Annotated in this window: 15 protein-coding genes; 7 read left to right on the top strand and 8 right to left on the bottom strand. The window is 68.0% G+C overall.

Annotated features, from left to right (window positions below):
* Positions 1-62: 62 nt before the first annotated feature.
* The gene (locus MK786_RS03095; protein WP_241110765.1) at positions 63-242 is read left to right on the top strand and encodes a hypothetical protein; all 180 of its coding nucleotides are present in this window, start codon (positions 63-65) and stop codon (positions 240-242) included.
* Between the two features lie 365 nt (positions 243-607).
* On the opposite strand, the gene MK786_RS03100 is transcribed toward MK786_RS03095, so the two are convergent.
* Entirely contained in the window at positions 608-988 is a 381-nt protein-coding gene (locus tag MK786_RS03100) for a hypothetical protein (RefSeq protein ID WP_241110766.1), read from the bottom strand.
* A gap of 125 nt (positions 989-1113) precedes the next feature.
* On the opposite strand from MK786_RS03100, the gene MK786_RS03105 reads away from it, so the two are divergent.
* Both MK786_RS03105 and MK786_RS03110 read left to right on the top strand, forming a co-directional pair.
* Entirely contained in the window at positions 1114-2094 is a 981-nt protein-coding gene (locus tag MK786_RS03105; RefSeq protein ID WP_241110767.1) for a hypothetical protein, read from the top strand.
* Positions 2095-2291: 197 nt separating this feature from the next.
* Positions 2292-3527, top strand: coding sequence for a hypothetical protein (locus MK786_RS03110; RefSeq protein WP_241110768.1), 1236 nt, complete (start codon positions 2292-2294; stop codon positions 3525-3527).
* A gap of 403 nt (positions 3528-3930) precedes the next feature.
* On the opposite strand, the gene MK786_RS03115 is transcribed toward MK786_RS03110, so the two are convergent.
* The 6 genes from MK786_RS03115 to pabB form a co-directional block, all read right to left on the bottom strand.
* Positions 3931-4404, bottom strand: a complete 474-nt coding sequence (locus MK786_RS03115) for a hypothetical protein (RefSeq protein WP_241110769.1) — start codon at positions 4402-4404, stop codon at positions 3931-3933.
* A 114-nt stretch (positions 4405-4518) separates the two neighbouring features.
* Positions 4519-4971 (bottom strand): hypothetical protein, encoded by a 453-nt coding sequence (locus MK786_RS03120; protein WP_241110770.1) that lies wholly within the window; start codon positions 4969-4971, stop codon positions 4519-4521.
* Positions 4972-5288: 317 nt separating this feature from the next.
* Positions 5289-5657: a hypothetical protein gene (locus tag MK786_RS03125; RefSeq protein WP_241110771.1), complete on the bottom strand. Its 369-nt coding sequence runs from the start codon at positions 5655-5657 to the stop codon at positions 5289-5291.
* 162 nt (positions 5658-5819) lie between these two features.
* On the bottom strand, positions 5820-6011 hold the full coding sequence (locus tag MK786_RS03130; protein WP_241110772.1) for a hypothetical protein: 192 nt from the start codon (positions 6009-6011) through the stop codon (positions 5820-5822).
* Between the two features lie 415 nt (positions 6012-6426).
* Positions 6427-9018 (bottom strand): leucine--tRNA ligase, encoded by a 2592-nt coding sequence (gene leuS, locus MK786_RS03135; RefSeq protein ID WP_241110773.1) that lies wholly within the window; start codon positions 9016-9018, stop codon positions 6427-6429.
* 71 nt (positions 9019-9089) lie between these two features.
* Positions 9090-10394: an aminodeoxychorismate synthase component I gene (gene pabB / locus MK786_RS03140; protein WP_241110774.1), complete on the bottom strand. Its 1305-nt coding sequence runs from the start codon at positions 10392-10394 to the stop codon at positions 9090-9092.
* A 42-nt stretch (positions 10395-10436) separates the two neighbouring features.
* Between pabB and MK786_RS03145 the strand changes: the two genes are divergently transcribed.
* From MK786_RS03145 to MK786_RS03160, 4 genes are all read left to right on the top strand, one after another.
* Complete coding sequence (locus tag MK786_RS03145; RefSeq protein ID WP_241110775.1) at positions 10437-11123, top strand: DedA family protein; 687 nt, start codon at positions 10437-10439, stop codon at positions 11121-11123.
* 4 nt (positions 11124-11127) lie between these two features.
* On the top strand, positions 11128-12162 hold the full coding sequence (locus MK786_RS03150; RefSeq protein ID WP_241110776.1) for an App1 family protein: 1035 nt from the start codon (positions 11128-11130) through the stop codon (positions 12160-12162).
* Positions 12163-12201: 39 nt separating this feature from the next.
* Positions 12202-12915: an SOS response-associated peptidase gene (locus MK786_RS03155; protein ID WP_241110777.1), complete on the top strand. Its 714-nt coding sequence runs from the start codon at positions 12202-12204 to the stop codon at positions 12913-12915.
* A gap of 66 nt (positions 12916-12981) precedes the next feature.
* Complete coding sequence (locus MK786_RS03160; RefSeq protein WP_374200406.1) at positions 12982-13866, top strand: 3-methyladenine DNA glycosylase; 885 nt, start codon at positions 12982-12984, stop codon at positions 13864-13866.
* 1 nt (position 13867) lies between these two features.
* Here MK786_RS03160 and MK786_RS03165 read toward each other — a convergent pair whose 3' ends face one another.
* A complete protein-coding gene (locus MK786_RS03165) occupies positions 13868-15091 on the bottom strand; it encodes a glycoside hydrolase family 3 N-terminal domain-containing protein (protein ID WP_241110778.1) in 1224 nt (407 codons plus the stop codon).
* Positions 15092-15110: the final 19 nt, after the last annotated feature.

The raw sequence follows: 15110 nt of genomic DNA on the forward strand, positions 1-15110 counted from the left end.
ATCACACGCAAGGGCCGGCACGGTCGGCCGCTGATGTCAGCGCGCAACGCTACTGTTCAGGCATGGGGGACACCTGGGATGCATTCTGGCCAAGCTTCTGGCAAGGCTTCGTGCTGATGGCGGAAAGCCTGTGGCGGGCAATGGTCGCGCACCCATGGCTGTTTCTGGTGTTCGGATTCATCGTTGTCGGCGGCCTCTACCTGCAGCTCGCGCCGCGGCGTCGCCGACGTCGCTCCCGCTGACTGCACCATCTCGATCTCGCCGTCCCCCTGGCTCCGCTGATTCGGTCTTGGTACGCGATCCCTAAGCGGGCACCGCTCCTATCGGGAACCCCCGAGGGCGGTGGATTCGCATCCCCATGTGGGCAGCAACGAACGGCGCGCCGTTTCGTGCAGGTAGTGCGGTGTGCCTCAGCGGCGACTGATGGAGCGCATGCGCTCACCAGTGCCTGAAAGGCGACCGCGCCAAGCGCGAGGAGTAGCGCGGCTGGAATGAGGTGGAGACCGTCGCGCAAGCTGCGGAGCCATCTCGCCGCGAGCGGGGGTCGTTGACCTCGCACCCAAGGGTCGCCCCGCAGTTGCTCGGTGAACCAGGCAGCGTCGATGTCCTACCGTCCCCACTGGACGACTTTCGCCGCCACGTCCGCCCCGATTGCGACTTGCTCCCTGCGGCTCGTCGCGGCTTGAAGGTGCTGAATCCGGCGCGCCACCCAAGTCGCGACAGCATTGTCCTGCTCGGGCAGCTCGGCAAGGAGCCGAGGAAGAAGCAGCGCGTACTCCAGCTCGTTCGGCGCCCACCAGCCTACGATCGGTGCTCGCGAAGCTGCTCGCGTCGCTCGCTCGAGCGTGTCCAGCACTCGTCCAACAATCTGCTCGCGGCGAGCCTGGACAGCTTCGCGGCGGCGGCGCCGGAACTCCAGGAGCGCCAGGACGACGGTGACACTAAGGGTCGCGGCAGTAGTCGCGAAGGCGATCAGGGCTGCTTCCATCACTCGCAGGCTACCGCCATGGATTATCGGCACTCCATCCCCCGCGTCGACCTCCAGGTTGCGCGGTCGATGTCTATACGAGCGCCGCGCGGACGCGATTCGGAGTTCGCGAATAGGGTCGCGCTATGGATCTTTTCGAGTCAGCTCGGTTGCGCGTTGAGCGAGCCAGTATTCATGCGTCTGAGATGACCGCAGCATGGAATGAGTTCCTCGAGCCGCATCCGTTCGGCTTCGACTTGGTACGCGAGTCCGACACCGCTTACCTGCTGAGATGCGAGCAGCACACGCCACTCCCGGGACTTCTGTCTGCGCTGTTCGGCGAGTGGCTGTACAACCTGCGCTCCGCGCTGGATTACACAGTTTGGGCGGCGGCAGCTCACGCCTCGGGGTCGGTGCCTCCACCAAATGAGGGCGGGCTGCAGTATCCGATCTACGACGACGAGCCAGCATGGGAGCGGAATCGCTGGCGGCTGAAGCCACTCGCTCCGCACCATCTCGCGATGCTCGAGACCATGCAGCCCTTCCGCTCGGATGCTGACGCCAACTATCTCGGATGGATCAACCGCTTGGCGAGAATCGATAGACATCGGCGGCTCACGACGTTCACGGCGCGCGTCGCTGAGGCAAACCCGGTACTCGCGATCCCGAGTGGAGTCCAGCCGATTCTCGAGTTCGGGCGGCGCGTGTTCGTCGATGGACGATGTGACTTCGCACGAGTCACCTTTCCCGACAAGGCCGCCGCGGAGGGCGTGACTTACAACCCTCGTGTCGGGATAGACCCCGAGATCGGCGAGTGGGGAGAATCGCCATTCTGGAGTCGCATTCGGTTCAGTGAGCGGATCCAGACAATGATGGTCTTCGTTCGAGCGGAGATTGATATCTACGACTTTGACTGCACCGGCAACACCGACGCACGCCGTACAGTGACCGATGCGTTTGCCCGGGAATCCGATCTCAGGCGCTCCGAGGGTACCTTTCTGCCCGTGCGGTTCGCGAAAGCCGAGATGGCGAACTGGACACCGGCGGTCGCACAGACGTCGACCAAGGAGAAGTACCGTGGCGTGGACTTCCCGTCGCATGGATCGCATGCCGTGAACCGTCGGTGAGTCCGCTCGCGCTGAGTCGTCCGCTGGATCGGTAAGCGGGCAGTGCGCGAATGAGGCTCGTCGCGGGCGAGGCTTGAGGGCGCGCGAATTCGATCCGTATTCGGGTCGGGTTTGAATGGGCTTTCGTACAGTCGGTTAAGAGCAGGGTTGCTCGATGGGCCCCTCTGCCTTCCGCGCCCTCGTACTACTCTCGCGTCATGGTGCTGCACAACCAATGGCCGACGTTGGAGGCCGAGGTCGACGCGGCACGAGCATGCTTTGAGGACCTGATCCGGGCGTACGAACAGTTGGGCGAATCCACCCGAATCGGAGACATCCAACAGGCGATGTACGACGACCTGGTCCACTTCACCAACCTGCGGATCGAAACTGCCACATCGGTCGCGCTCCTGGCAGAGAGCGAGCGCGTTGCCGATGGGCTCGGCCTGTGTCGCTCACTGTTGGAGCATCTCCTGCTCCTGCGTCTGATGGCGCGCGGCCGACGGTATCTGAACGTCGGACCGCCCGTGCCGGGTACCGGCTCCGACTTCCGCCGCCATCTCGAAGAGGAGAAAAGGAAACTCGCCGACGCCCGTGCTCGCGGCGAAGCGGGGGACTTCCTGGACGTCGAACAATACCCCCGAGGGGGACCACGGCGCCTCGTCTGGATCCGTGAGGGGCTGAAGAACGAGGATGAGCCCGACTTCTACGTGTCCATTCACTACTTCCTGTTCAAGGAATTCCGGCCCAACGTTCACCGACTGAACCAAGCCCAAGGCCTCGCGATGTACTTGCCGAAGGGTGACGCTCGGATCAAGCAGCTTCGCAAATCAAGAGAACGGTTCCGAGCCCAAGCGCGCGATCAGTACAACTCCTACCTCTCCTGGTCAGCACTGCTCTTGAACCTCGAGTACAACGGACTGCTCTCAAAGCGCGAGCATGACCGCGTCGAGGCGCACTACACATACTTGGGTCAGTTCCTGCACCCCACCACTGGCGCCGCCCAAAGCCTTCATGATCCCGACAACACTCGGAGTGGGCGCGCCCGAGTCGGCTTCGCTCAGCCGTATGACCGCCGATCCGTGTTGCTGGCGCTTCTGTACGCAATCTGGCTGACGACGCATCTTCTCGACGAGATTGCGAACATGCTGGAAACGGCACCGCCGAGGTACATCTCCGATCCAGGAACGTCCGAGCTCCGAGTCGCTATCAACCACGCCCGGGAGAGATTCCAGTACTTCTGGTTCATCGACAACGACACGCCGCTATGGGACCGATTCAACTATGCCGTGCATCACGTCTCGGATGACGAACTGGAGAGAGCCGGCGGGTACGCCGGCATTGACTCGGATGAGATCCCCTTCCCGTGGGATGCGTACCAGCGCCTCAAGACAGTGCTGGGCAACTGGTCGAATACCCGCGTCGGAGAGTATCGATCCCCGCTGGGCCCGTGAACAACGACGGATGCTGTCTGGACTACATGCATCGCAACTAGCGGAATGACGGTGATCGCCTACTCCGCGTGAATCTGAAATCCATCCACTACCGCGCAATGAACGAGAGCAGCACCGCCGGCGGGCATTCGGTCTGATGGTCCGTGGCGGCCGCGCGTCAAGGAGTGAAGATCCAAGGCCTAAGCCCGATCCGTGAGTCGGTGCGCGAGCGTCGAGCCTCGCGGGGCTCTACGCTCGGCCCGCAGTTGTATCCGGGCGCGGGGCGTTCATCGCAGCCCGCACGGCGGCGGTCAGAGTCAGCTAGGACGTAAGCAACTTGGATGTCGTCTCGTAGATACCGCGCGTCGACCTTGTCCAGCGGCTGCTTCGGAACCCTTCAAGATCAATACGTTTACCGCCCGCGTCAGAGCTCTTGTCGTTGATCCGGAGTCGCGCTGACGCGAGTGGCGTTATCCCGGATCCCGTCTTCATAGGCGCCAAGCCAGACCAGCGCGGTCATCTTTCTCGCGTGAGCCGCTATCGCCGGCTTGGTGAGTACCCCGCAGATCACCAGCGCGGATCCCGCGTACACCACAGCTATCGACGTGCCCCAACCGGTGATCGCGACGAATACGCTGACAACTATCGCCAGTCCGGCCAGCAATATCGCCGCAAGTCCAAGCGCGACCTCGGCGCCGTTGGAGCTGTGCATCCGCAGGACCGCGAGGACGTGCAGGCGAATGTCCCGATCGGTTGCTGTAACCCGAACGAAGTCATCCACGCGACCGGCGGTGAGCGCAGCGTACGGGCCGCGCGGCAGGAACCGGTGAGCGCCGACGGGGATCCGTTTGTCGACGTAAGGCACCCACTTCGACTGCAACTGTCGACGATCAGTCATGAGGCGATGATCGCAGGTTTTCGAGCTATCGACCCGCGGCTCGATCCGCGGGCACTGCCCGCAAGAGGGACGGCCAGCGCGCAATTGGCATTACGCCGTTGGCTCCATGCGTTGCTAGAACGGGTTGATCTCGAGCAGGTTCAAGGCTTCCTGAAACCCTGGTCGTGTCGGGTGGATCTCTTCGCCCCCGGTCGCTTGAAGGTATTGCCCGTCGTCAGACCCGTCGCCGAGCCAGATCGCCCGCGACCACGCGCCGGTCCGCTTTGATCCGTACTGCAGTCCCGCTGCTGGGATCCCTGTGTCCAGTTCAAGATCGCGAAGATAGGTGGCCACAGTGGTCGTGAGCTGGCGGTCTTCTCCCCGGAGTGCCGCATTCGTGAGGTCCGAGTAGTCCAGTCGAACTAGATCGTCTGCACACTCGGTGCGAATGTGCCGGAGTGTCCATGCATGCTCGATGTCGATCAGCCACGCGTCGGATGGGAAAACTATGGAGTGGATCGACCGGATCTCCCTCCAGCGCTCCGGAAGATACCCCGATGCGAGTAGGGGTTGTTCGTTCTCGTCCATCGCGAGGGAGCGTCGGTACTCGCTGAGAGTCATCCCCACCGCCACGGCATCCCATTCGAGCTGTGAGTCAACCGCGCCCACCGGGCGCGAGTACGCTCCGAGCACCTCCGTGAATGCCGTGACCTCGTCAGCCGCGATATACGTAGTCCGGCCCGGAGAGTCGTACCGATTCCAGCTCAGCGGGCTCGTGCCGGCGGTTCGGCTTGGAGCGCTAATCGGCCCGTATACGCGTTTGGCCACGCGAACGCCGGGCGCATCCCCCGTATGAAGCAGCCAGACACCGGTTCGCTGACACTGACGACCTGCCGCCATCGTCGTTAGGAGATCGGCTGGTCTTCGACGATGGCCCTCGACGCTGCGAGGACCTCGTCGAACCGTCCTTCGCGAATGGCCGTCGTCGGCGTATACGGAGCGAAGCGAGGGTTTGCGCCCATGAACCAGGCCCTGGCGACGCGGGGGTCCTCGGCCTGCGCGATCTCCAACATCGCCTGAAGAGCTACCTTCAGTCCATCAAGCTGCTCTGAAGCGGGCTCGGGGCCGTACTCGTCCTGCCAAGCGACAACCGCTTCCCTAGATCCCTCGCCGACCAGCGCCTGGACAATCGTTGGTCCCAGAACGTCGTTCAGCCACCGAACAACCTCATGGCTGCTCATTCGCTCGGCTTCCGCGGGTGCCAGCGTACGCATGATGTGAGAATACCCCAGGGGCCCGGACACCGGCCCATCCGGGTCCCCGACCGCGCCCCTAGAAGGCGTCAAGCCGGTTTTCGTTGGTGTCTGCCACGCCGGCGGCGACTACGAGCTCGGGGAGCCAGGAATTCGCTGACTTGACGCCATGCACGGCGCGGGTCAGAACCCGCCCAGATAACCCGAGTTGGTGTGCGACGTCTGGCTGGCGCGCGCGGCGGGGTCGACGCGCTGCGTGGCAACCTCGGATGACGTCATCGCACGCATCTGCTCGTGAGTGATCGGCTTGCCGAAGATCGCGTGACGCGTGCGCGTCCAGAATGGCTCTCGCTTCTTCGCGGAATCGGAGGTCATGGCGTCATCATTCCACACCAGGCTCGCCGACCACAGGCTGGGGCGAACAGGGTCCTCATCTGCTCATTTCGCGGGAGATCATCCGCCGCGGCCGCTGGGTCTGCGAGGCACCTCAGGTACGCGGACCTCATGCGCACGGTTAGCCTGGCCGCTGCTTTGCTCACGCGAGGTGCCGTATTCGAGCGCTCCGGGCGACCCCTGCGAGTCTGCGCGGCTGCACTGTGCATGACCAGATCTCACGTCACAGAGCTCGCTCCTGCGGCGCGGTCGCATCGGCGCGCTGCTCCGAGAGGAGCGGGAGGCGAGAGGCATCTCTCCTCGGGCCACCCGCCGACGCCGGACCGCGTGTGGGCCTCACTGCGCTTCGAGCGGCCGACGCGCGAGCGCCGGCGACTCGTGCCCGAGGATCCTGTCGCTAGTGCGTGCTGAAGCTGACGACCTTCGGCGGACGCACGACGGCACGCGTGATCTCCCGGCCCGCCAGCGAACGCACGACGCGCTCATCGGCGCGAGCGAGCCGCTCGAGCTCGGCGGCGTCGATCCGCGCGGGAACCTGCAGCGTCGCGCGCACCTTGCCGTCGATCTGCACGACCGAGGTCACGGACTCCTCGACCAGCAGCGTCGGGTCTGCCGAGCGCCACGGGGCGAGCCCGACGAACCCGTCGTACCCGAGGATCTCCCACATCTCCTCCGCCGTGTGCGGCGCGAAGAGGTCGAGGATCATCGCAGTGACCTCGGCGGCCTCGCGCACCGCCGGGTCGGCGGGTCCGGCGCCGGTGTCGATCGCCTTGCGGGTCGCATTGACCAGTTCCATCAGGCGGGCGACCACGACGTTGAACTTGTTGTGCTCGACGAGACCCGGGGCATCGGCGAGCAGGCGGTGGGTGACGCGGCGCAGCGCCGGGTCACCCTCGGCCCAGATCACGTCGGGGTCGCTCGTGACGTCCTTCGCCACGCGCCACGCGCGGGCGAGGAACTTCTGGGCGCCGGTCGTGGAGACGTCCTCCCAGTTGATGTCGTCCTCGACCGGACCGGCGAATGCGATCGCGGTGCGCACCGCGTCGGCGCCGGGGTCGACCATGCTCGACGCGAACTCGACCAGGTTCCCCTTGCTCTTCGACATCTTGGAGCCGCCGAGCAGCACCATGCCCTGGTTGATCAGGCTCGTGAAGGGCTCGGTGAAGTCGATCAGGCCCATGTCGTACAGGACCTTCGTGATGAAGCGCGCGTAGAGCAGGTGCAGGATCGCGTGCTCGACGCCGCCGATGTACGAGTCGACGGGCGCCCAGCGGTCGGCCTCGCGCGTCGGGAACGCCTGCGTCGGGTCGTTCGAGGCGAGGAAGCGCAGGAAGTACCACGAGCTGTCGACGAACGTGTCCATCGTGTCGGCGTCGCGCAGGGCGGGTTCGCCGGTCTCGGGGTCGACCGTCTGCATCCACTCTGACGCGCCGCCGAGCGGCGACGTGCCCTTGGGCGCCAGGTCGAGGCCGTGCGCGTCGGGCAGCTGCAGCGGCAGCTGGTCGTCGGGCACCGGCACGATGCGTCCGTCGGCGGTGTGGATCATGGGAATCGGCGTGCCCCAGAAGCGCTGACGCGAGATGAGCCAGTCGCGCAGGCGGTACGACTTCGCCGCCCGGCCCACACCCGCTGCTTCGAGCTGCTCGATGATGCGGGCGATCGCGTTGCGCTTGGACAGGCCGTCGAGCGCGCCGGAGTTGATCATCCGGCCCTCGCCGGTAAGCGCGACGCCCGTCTTGGCAGGGTCGAGATCGTCGAGGGATGCCTCGTCCGCACCGGGATCGATCGGAACGCCGTCATCGTCGAGCTCGATGACCGGGATCGCGCCGGTGATGGGCGCGGTCGTGTCGACGACCACCTTGACCGGGAGGTCGAAGGCGCGTGCGAAGTCGAGGTCGCGCTGGTCGTGGGCGGGCACGGCCATGACGGCGCCGTGACCGTAGTCGGCCAGCACGTAGTCGGCGGCCCAGATGGGCAGCCGCTCGCCGTTGACCGGGTTGATCGCGTAGCGGTCGAGGAACACGCCGGTCTTCGGACGGTCGGTGCTCTGGCGCTCGATGTCGGTCTCGCGCTGGACCCGCTCCAGGTAATCCTGGAAGCGCACGCGCACCTCAGGCGACGCGCCCGCCGCCAGCTCGGCGGCGAGGTCGCTGTCGGGTGCGACGACGAAGAACGTGGCGCCGTGCAGCGTGTCGGGCCGCGTCGAGAAGACGGTGACGCGTTCGTCGCGGCCCTCGATCTCGAACTCGATGTCAGCACCGATCGAACGGCCGATCCAGTTCCGCTGCATGCGGATGACCTTCTGCGGCCAGAACCCCTCGAGCTGGTTGAGGTCGTCGAGCAGGCGGTCGGCGTAATCGGTGATCTTGAAGTACCACTGCGTGAGCTTCTTCTTGATGACCTCGTAGCCGCAGCGCTCGCAGTGGCCGTCGATGACCTGCTCGTTGGCCAGCACGGTCTGGTCGTTGGGGCACCAGTTGACCGGGCTCTCCTTGCGGTAGGCCAGGCCGCGCTCGTACAGGCGCTGGAACAGCCACTGGTTCCAGCGGTAGTACTCGGGGTCGCTGGTGTGCAGGATGCGCGACCAGTCGTACGACGAGCCGTACTCGCGGAAGCTCTTCTTGTGCTGCTCGATGTTGGCGTAGGTCCACTCGCGCGGGTCTGCACCGCGCTGGATCGCCGCGTTCTCGGCCGGGAGGCCGAACGAGTCCCACCCGATCGGGTTCAGGACGTTGTAGCCGCGGTGGCGCCAGAAGCGCGCGACGACGTCGACGTAGGCATAATTCTCGGCGTGGCCCATGTGCAGGTCGCCCGACGGGTAGGGGAACATCCCGAGCACGTACTTGCGCGGGCGCGTGTCGTCGTCACCGCCCGCGCGGAACGGGTCGGCCTCCGCCCAGCGCTGCTGCCACTTCTGCTGGATGGCGTACGCGTCGTAGCCGCCGCCCTCGGAGGGCGCGGTGGTGTCGGGCGGGAGGGTCTGTGACACGAGGGAACCAATCGAACGGATGCCGGAGACGCGCGCGCAGCGCGAAACTCCAGGTTACCGGAACGGCGCCCTCACCAGCCGGGCGGCAGGGAGGCGCCGAGGGCGGCGAGCGGCCCCCTCGCCTTGATCCCCACCTCGGCGACCTCGGCCGCGGCATCCGATCGCCATGTGATCCCTCCGCCGGCGCCGATGTACGCGCCGCCGTCGTGCACGACGATCGAGCGGATCACCATCGCGAGATCCAGCGCGCCGTTGGTCCCCACCCAGCCGAAGCACCCCGCGAAGACACCGCGAGGACCGTTCTCCAAGCGGTGCAGGATCGTCATCGCCGAGAGCTTCGGCGCCCCGGTCATGCTGCCGGCGGGGAACGCGGCATCCAGCAGCCCGCCGACCGTGACGCCCGGCGTCAGCGCTCCCGAGACGGTGCTGACGAGCTGGTGCACGTGCGGGTACGACTCGACCTGAAGGAGGCCGTCGACGCCCACCGAGCCCGCGGCGCACACCCGTGAGAGGTCGTTGCGCATGAGGTCGACGATCATGACGTTCTCGGCGCGCTCCTTCACGTCGGTGCGCAGGTCGTCGGCCAGCGCGGCGTCGGTCGCCGGATCGTCGCTGCGCGGCCGCGTCCCCTTGATCGGGCGCGTGCGGACGATGCCGTCCTCGACCTCGAGGAACCGCTCCGGGCTGGCGCTCGCGAGGGCGACTGCGCCGGACCGCACCAGTCCGCCGTGGTGAGCGGGTGTCGCCGCCCGCAGGCGCAGGTAGGTCTCGAGCGGGTCGACCATCGCGTCGACGTCGAAGCGCGTCGTGAGGCACAGCTGATAGGCGTCGCCCTCGCGGATCGCGTCGCGGCAGCGCCCGATCAGCCCGGCGTACTCCGCGGCGCTGTGCCGGGAGCGGGCCGTCGCCGCCATCGGCGCAGGAGCCGGGACGGGCGGCGTGGTGTTCAGCTGCGTGACCACCGCGGCAAGGGCGTCCGCCTCGGCGCCCTGCGCCACGGCCCACACGCGCCGGGTCGCGTGGTCGAACGCGAGGAACCGCTCGACCCTGAGCCACTGCTGCCGCGGCATCCCGTCGTCGAATCGCGCCGGGGCGCCGGCGCGCTCGGCGGCGTCGTCGTAGCCGAGCCAGCCGACCCAGCCACCGCGGAACCGGCCCGCGTCCCACGGCTCGGTGGCCGACGTCGCGCACGGCACCGCCCGAACAGCCGAGGGGTCGGGCTCGGGCACGCCCGCACCGACCCAGCTCCAGCCGTCGGAGACGTCCGGGCCGGCATCGAGCCAGAAGGCGTGCGCGTCGCGGGAGTGGAGGCCCGAGAAGACCGATGCCGGATCCACCCAGTCCTGCAGCTCGACCGCAACGAGGGAGTCCGACATGTTCCCAGGCTAGAGGGCGGGTCGTGGTCCTAGGCTCGTGGGGTGAACGAGTTCCTGTCGTGGCTGCTCGACGCGGTGCAGAGCGTCGATCCGGTTCTCAGGACGGTGCTGGCAGGCCTCGCGATCATGCTCGAGACGAGCGTGCTGATCGGACTCGTCGTCCCTGGCGACACGATCGTCATCGTCGCGGCGACGGCGGTCGCCTCGCCCCTCGAAGGCGTGCTGCTCGGCGTCGCCGTCGTGGTCGGCGCCCTCATCGGCGAGAGCATCGGCTTCTGGCTCGGCCGCTTCCTCGGCCCGAAGATCGAGCACTCCTGGCTCGGGCGCAAGATCGGCCACGAGAACTGGGCGAGGTCGGAGCGGTACCTGCTGCGCCGCGGTGGTCCCGCCATCTTCATCTCTCGCTTCCTGCCGGTGCTCCACTCGCTCGTGCCGCTCACCGTCGGCATGAGCGGCTACCCGTACCGCCGGTTCCTCGCCTGGACGCTGCCGGCGTGCGTGATCTGGGCCGGGCTGTACATCTCGGTCGCCTCGGTGGCCGCGGGCACGTACCGCCAGCTCGCGGATCGGCTGCACTACGCGGGCTACATCTTCGTCGGCGTCATCGTGCTGTTCCTGGTGCTCATCTACCTCAGCAAGAAGGTCATCGAGCGGATCGAGCGCAAGCACCTCGACCACGGTCACTCCCCCGCCCGTGCAGGTCGTGTGGAGGAGGACGTGGAAGACTGAGGGGATGCCCGAGAAAGCGACGACCCCTCGCACCAAGGTGCTGTGGCTCGCACGGCTCGAGTACCGCTTCCACTCCTGGCGTGAGCGGCGCGCCCGGCGCCGCGGCCAGGCTCCGACCGTGACACCCTTCCCCGGATACGCCGGAACCGAGTGGGTGCGCGTGCTCGGCAGGGTTATGATCGTGCCGCCGGTCAAGAAGACCGAGTCCGGCGAGTACGCGAGCGTGCGCGGCTGGCGCAGCTTCGTGGCCGTGCCGATCGGCTATGCGCAGGTGACCGTCACGATCGCCGGCGTGCGCCATGACGTGGTCGCCGATCGCGGCGGTGTCATCGACGTCCGGCTCCCCGCGACGCTCGAAGCCGGCTGGCAGACCTTCACGATGTCGGTCGAGGACGGCGAGCCCGTCGAGACCCGCGTGTTCGTCGTCGGACCGGACGTGACGTTCGGCGTCGTGTCGGACGTGGACGACACCGTCATGGTCACGGCGCTCCCCCGCCCGCTGCTCGCCGCCTGGAACTCGTTCGTCGTCGACGAGCACGCACGCCAGCCGGTGCCCGGCATGGCGGTCCTGATGGAGCGCGTGGTGCGCGAGCATCCCGGCGCTCCGGTCATCTACCTGTCGACGGGCGCGTGGAACATCGCGCCGACGCTCATGCGCTTCCTCACGCGTCACCTCTTCCCTCCCGGCGCGCTGCTGCTGACCGACTGGGGACCCACGCACGACCGCTGGTTCCGCAGCGGTCAGGCCCACAAGCTCTCGAACCTCCGCCGTCTGGCCGAGGAGTTCCCTCACGTGCGTTGGCTGCTGATCGGCGACGACGGCCAGCACGACGACGAGCTGTACACGACCTTCACCGCCGAGCATCCGCAGAACGTCGTCGGCGTGGCGATCCGTCGCCTGTCCCCCGCCGAGGCGGTGCTCGCGGGCGGCCGCACGGCGGTCAACGACCACTCGGCCGCCGCGGTGCCGTGGGTGACCGACTCCGACGGCGCCGGGCTGCTGGAGCGGCTCGAAGCGGCCGGCGTCGTCCCGCACTGAGCCCGCTCCGACGTCGGACCCCGCGCGTAGGCTGACGGCATGTGCGGACGCTTCGTGGTGGCCAGTGCCGGTTCCGACCTCGTCGGCGTGCTGCGCGTCGACGTCGAGGGCGACGACCTGCCCGCGCCGTCGTACAACGTCGCGCCGACCGCCCAGGTGGCGATCGTGCTCGATTCGCTGAAGGAGGAGCTGCCCACGCGACGGCTCGAGAGCGCGCGCTGGGGCCTCGTGCCGGGGTGGGCGAAGGATCCCAAGATCGGCGCGCGGGCCTTCAATGCACGGTCCGAAGAGCTCGAGACCAAGCCGATGTTCCGCAGCGCCCTCGAGAAGCGGCGCGCCGTGGTGCCGACCTCGGGCTACTACGAGTGGAAGACCGAAGACGGCGTGAAGACGCCGCACTACATCCACCCCGCCGACGGTTCGCCTCTGTTCATGGCCGGTCTCTACGAGTGGTGGCGCGACAAGGCGAAGGCCGACGACGATCCCTCCCGCTGGCTGCTGAGCTTCACGATCCTCACGCGCGACTCGATCGGACGCCTGGGGTCCATCCACGACCGCATGCCGCTCTTCCTCGACGCCGACCACGCCGATGCGTGGCTCGATCCGACGACCGACAACGTGCGTGACGTGCTCGACGCCGCCATCGACGCTGCGCCGGCCCTGGCCGAGACGCTCGACGACCACGTCGTGTCGAAGGCCGTGGGCAACGTGCGCAACAACTCCCCCGAGCTGATCGAGCCCGTCGCCGACTGAGCCGGATCGTCCGCGCCGTGATCGACTCCCGGCGGATGCCCTGGTGGTCCTGCGTATCCTCGAACGGTGCCGATCGCCCCGCCCCAGCGCCCCGTGCTCCGCGCGGCGGACTGGCGCGCACGTGAGGCCGCTCACATCGCGCGAGCCGACGAGCTGACGGCGGCGCACCGGCGACGAGCGGCGCGCGGTGAGAAGCATCCCGTCGACGACTTCCTCTTCACGTACTACTCGTACAAGCCGTCGCTGCTGCGGCGCTGGCACCCGGGCGCGGGCATCGAGCTCGCCGGCGCCGCCGGCACCGAGCGGGCAGGCTGGCGCTGGTACACGTCCGGCGAAACCCCGGGATCGGTGGCCCTCGACACGGCCCGTCTGCGCACCGAGCGCGGCGCGCTCATCGCGAACATCGGTCGCATCCTGCGCTCCACCGCCGGACGAGCCGGCAGCTTCGGATGCTTCGGACTGCACGAATGGGCGATGGTCTACCGTGAGCGCGACCACCGCCACGAGGTGCCGCTGCGTCTCGGACAGGAGGCGACGGACGCCGTCGTCGAGGCCCACGACCTGAGGTGCACGCACTTCGACGCGTTCCGCTTCTTCACTCCGGAGGCCGTCCGCCTCAACCGCGACGAGCCGACGCGCGAGCGCCAGGCCGACCTCGAGCAGCCCGGATGCCTCCACGCGGGCATGGACCTCTACAAGTGGGCGGTCAAGCTCGGGCCGCTCGTTCCGGGCGACCTCCTGCTCGACGCCTTCGCCCTGGCCCGCGAGATCCGCACGCTCGACATGCAGGCCTCGCCGTACGATCTCGCCGACTGGGGCTACGCGCCCGTGCGGATCGAGACGGTCGAGGGCAAGGCGGAGTACGTGCGCGCCCAGCGCGGCTTCGCCGAGCGCGGCCAGGTGCTGCGCGAACGACTTCTCGACACCGTCGACGCCGTCGACGTCCCCTGAGTCAGCCGACCGGCCGGCAGTCGCCGCAGGGCAGCAGTCCGCGGCCGTCCGCCGCGAGCTGCAGTCGCAGCTGCGCCACCCGCGTCGCCGCCTCGCGCAGGCGTTCGGGCGGGAGCGTCCCCGCGTCGACCGCCGCGACGATGCCGTCGACGATGCGCGGTGCACTGTCGGCCGACGTGAACATCACCGACAGCAGCAGGTCGTTCCCGGCGGCCAGTGCCGCCACCGCGTTGGCGACGGGGTCTGAGTAGGACGGGATCCCGGATGCCTCGAGCATGCCGAGATCGTCGGTGACCGCCACCCCGTCGAAGCCGAGTTCCTCGCGCGCGATGCGGTGCCACTCGGCCGAGAGGGTCGCCGGTCGCGCATCCACCGCCGTGTACGCGAGGTGGCCGAACATCAGCAGCGGCGCCCCGGCGTCGATCCCGGACCGGAAGGGCTGCGCCGGACCGCTGAGCCACTGGTCCTTGCTCATGTCCGTGGACGGGATGCCGCGGTGCGAGTCGCCGGGGGCGGCCCCGTGGCCCGGGAAGTGCTTGAGCGTCGACAGCGCCGCACTGCTCTCGCCTCTCACGGCGGCGGCGACCCGGTCGGCCGATGCCGCAGGGGTCGTGCCGAGCGCGCGGCGGAAGATGAACGACGAGGGATCGTCGGTCTCGTCGGCCACGATCCCGAAGTTCACGCCGATCCCGGCACGCCCGACCAGCGCGGCCCGGCCGGCGAACGCGATCTCGGCTGCGGCCGGTGCCTCGTTCTTGAGGTCGACCGAGGAGCGGAAGTCGTCCCACGGCAGTCGCGAGACGTCGCCGCCCTCCTGGTCGATCGCGAGCACCGGCGGGAAGGCGGCATCCGTCGTCAGAGCGGCCGTCACGGCGCGGAGCGTCGCCTCGTCGCCGGGGACGTTGGCCCCCATCAGGATGAAGCCGCCGATCCCGGTCGTCTGCATGTAGGCCTTCAGCGCCCCGGGGTCGGTCGTCGGGATGTGTCCCATCACCACCGAGGCGGCCTGCTCGCGCGTCGACATCGCCTCTACCCGCCGCGCGGCGGCGGCGGCGAGGTCGTCCGCGGGCGCAGGTTCGACCACGACGGATCCCGTCGCCGACGGCGTCGCCGCCGTCGCAGACGGGGTGGCCGCGTCATCCGCCCACGATCCGCTCGCGGTGCCGAGCACGAGCACCGCGACGATCGCTGTGCCGGCGCCGGCCGCGCGATGACGTGCTCTCACGGGGGTCAGCCTAGGCGCG

The organism is Microbacterium sp. CFH 31415, assembly GCF_022538185.1.
In the GTDB taxonomy this organism is placed as follows: domain Bacteria; phylum Actinomycetota; class Actinomycetes; order Actinomycetales; family Microbacteriaceae; genus Microbacterium.

Coding starts and splice junctions, on each gene's coding strand:
- MK786_RS03105 (WP_241110767.1), top strand. CDS start 1,114: ATGGATCTTTTCGAGTCAGCTCGGTTGCGCGTTGAGCGAGCCAGTATT.
- MK786_RS03150 (WP_241110776.1), top strand. CDS start 11,128: ATGCCCGAGAAAGCGACGACCCCTCGCACCAAGGTGCTGTGGCTCGCA.
- MK786_RS03100 (WP_241110766.1), bottom strand. CDS start 988: ATGGAAGCAGCCCTGATCGCCTTCGCGACTACTGCCGCGACCCTTAGT.
- MK786_RS03155 (WP_241110777.1), top strand. CDS start 12,202: ATGTGCGGACGCTTCGTGGTGGCCAGTGCCGGTTCCGACCTCGTCGGC.
- MK786_RS03115 (WP_241110769.1), bottom strand. CDS start 4,404: ATGACTGATCGTCGACAGTTGCAGTCGAAGTGGGTGCCTTACGTCGAC.
- MK786_RS03125 (WP_241110771.1), bottom strand. CDS start 5,657: ATGCGTACGCTGGCACCCGCGGAAGCCGAGCGAATGAGCAGCCATGAG.
- MK786_RS03095 (WP_241110765.1), top strand. CDS start 63: ATGGGGGACACCTGGGATGCATTCTGGCCAAGCTTCTGGCAAGGCTTC.
- MK786_RS03120 (WP_241110770.1), bottom strand. CDS start 4,971: ATGGACGAGAACGAACAACCCCTACTCGCATCGGGGTATCTTCCGGAG.
- pabB (WP_241110774.1), bottom strand. CDS start 10,394: ATGTCGGACTCCCTCGTTGCGGTCGAGCTGCAGGACTGGGTGGATCCG.
- MK786_RS03130 (WP_241110772.1), bottom strand. CDS start 6,011: ATGACCTCCGATTCCGCGAAGAAGCGAGAGCCATTCTGGACGCGCACG.
- MK786_RS03110 (WP_241110768.1), top strand. CDS start 2,292: ATGGTGCTGCACAACCAATGGCCGACGTTGGAGGCCGAGGTCGACGCG.